General features: G+C 53.6%; 1 rRNA gene (cut by a window edge). It reads left to right on the plus strand.

The features are described 5' to 3' along the window. Positions 1 to 2,330 (plus strand): 23S ribosomal RNA (locus EDF61_RS18595) (it extends 919 nt beyond the left edge of the window). Positions 2,331 to 2,406 lie beyond the last annotated feature (76 nt).

Raw genomic sequence — 2,406 nt, forward strand, 5'->3', positions numbered from 1 at the left:
GCGCGTGTAAGAGCGTGTGGAGGACCGAACCCACTTCAGTTGAAAATGGAGGGGATGAGCTGTGGGTAGGGGTGAAAGGCCAATCAAACTTCGTGATAGCTGGTTCTCCCCGAAATGCATTTAGGTGCAGCGTTGCGTGTTTCTTGCTGGAGGTAGAGCTACTGGATAGGCGATGGGCCCTACAAGGTTACTGACCTTAGCCAAACTCCGAATGCCGGCAAGTGAGAGCGCAGCAGTGAGACTGTGGGGGATAAGCTTCATAGTCGAGAGGGAAACAGCCCAGAACGCCAACTAAGGCCCCTAAGCGTGTGCTAAGTGGAAAAGGATGTGGAGTTGCTGTGACAACCAGGAGGTTGGCTTAGAAGCAGCCACCCTTGAAAGAGTGCGTAATAGCTCACTGGTCAAGTGATTCCGCGCCGATAATGTAGCGGGGCTCAAGCACACCGCCGAAGTTGCGTCATTCAAATATTAACCTGGTTTCGATTGGGTGTTTGGATGGGTAGGGGAGCGTCGTGTGGACGGTGAAGTCGCGGTGTAAACCAGCGGTGGAGGCCACACGAGTGAGAATGCAGGCATGAGTAGCGAATGACGGGTGAGAAACCCGTCCGCCGAATGATCAAGGGTTCCAGGGTTAAGCTAATCTGCCCTGGGTTAGTCGGGACCTAAGGCGAGGCCGACAGGCGTAGTCGATGGACAACGGGTTGATATTCCCGTACCGGCGAAGGACCGCCCATACTGAGCTGTGGATGCTAACCATGATTGACGCTAGCTGTTGGTGCCTTCGGGTATCTTGCTGGTTGATGTGGTGGGAACCGATGCAGTGAGGTCAGCGTATTAACAGGTGTGACGCAGGAAGGTAGCCGAGCCAGGCAATGGAATTGACCTGGTCCAAGGGTGTAGGAAGAGTGGTTGGCAAATCCGCCGCTCATATATTCTGAGACCTGATAGGCGCCCCGTTTTCGGGGTGATTCGGTGATCCTATGCTGCCTAGAAAAGCATCGGCGCGAGGTCCAAGTCCGCCCGTACCCCAAACCGACACAGGTGATCAGGTAGAGAATACTAAGGCGATCGAGAGAATCATGGTTAAGGAACTCGGCAAAATGCCCCCGTAACTTCGGAAGAAGGGGGGCCTGCCCCGTGATGAGAACTTGCTTCTCTGATGCGGGTGTGGGCCGCAGAGACCAGGGGGAAGCGACTGTTTACTAAAAACACAGGTCCGTGCGAAGTCGCAAGACGATGTATACGGACTGACTCCTGCCCGGTGCTGGAAGGTTAAGAGGACTGGTTAGCAGTAATGCGAAGCTGAGAATTTAAGCCCCAGTAAACGGCGGTGGTAACTATAACCATCCTAAGGTAGCGAAATTCCTTGTCGGGTAAGTTCCGACCTGCACGAATGGAGTAACGACTTCCCCGCTGTCTCAACCATGAACTCGGCGAAATTGCAGTACGAGTAAAGATGCTCGTTACGCGCAGCAGGACGGAAAGACCCCGAGACCTTTACTATAGTTTGGTATTGGTGTTCGGTGCAGCTTGTGTAGGATAGGTGGGAGACTGTGAAGCTTGGACGCTAGTTCAGGTGGAGTCATCGTTGAAATACCACTCTGGCTGTACCGGTCACCTAACTTCGGACCATGATCTGGTTCAGGGACAGTGCCTGATGGGTAGTTTAACTGGGGCGGTTGCCTCCTAAAATGTAACGGAGGCGCCCAAAGGTTCCCTCAGCCTGGTTGGCAATCAGGTGTCGAGTGTAAGTGCACAAGGGAGCTTGACTGTGAGAGTGACAGCTCGAGCAGGGACGAAAGTCGGGACTAGTGATCCGGCGGCACCTCGTGGAAGGGCCGTCGCTCAACGGATAAAAGGTACCTCGGGGATAACAGGCTGATCTTGCCCAAGAGTCCATATCGACGGCATGGTTTGGCACCTCGATGTCGGCTCGTCGCATCCTGGGGCTGGAGTAGGTCCCAAGGGTTGGGCTGTTCGCCCATTAAAGCGGTACGCGAGCTGGGTTTAGAACGTCGTGAGACAGTTCGGTCCCTATCCGCTGCGCGCGTTGGAAATTTGAGAAGGGCTGTCCTTAGTACGAGAGGACCGGGACGGACGAACCTCTGGTGTGTCAGTTGTACTGCCAAGTGCATCGCTGATTAGCTACGTTTGGAAGGGATAACCGCTGAAAGCATCTAAGCGGGAAGCCTGCTTCGAGATGAGATTTCCATGCACCTTGAGTGTGAGAGGCCCCCAGCTAGACCACTGGGTTGATAGGCAGGATGTGGAAGCAAGGACTAAAGACTTGTGTAGCTGACCTGTACTAATAGGCCGATGACTTTCAACACACAATAAAACAATATTTGAACTGATGATTTCAATGCTGTTCGCGTTCACTATGCGGTTACGAGACAACAACCTCTA

The sequence above is a fragment of the Arthrobacter sp. JUb115 genome (assembly GCF_004365035.1).
In the GTDB taxonomy this organism is placed as follows: Bacteria; Actinomycetota; Actinomycetes; order Actinomycetales; family Micrococcaceae; genus Glutamicibacter.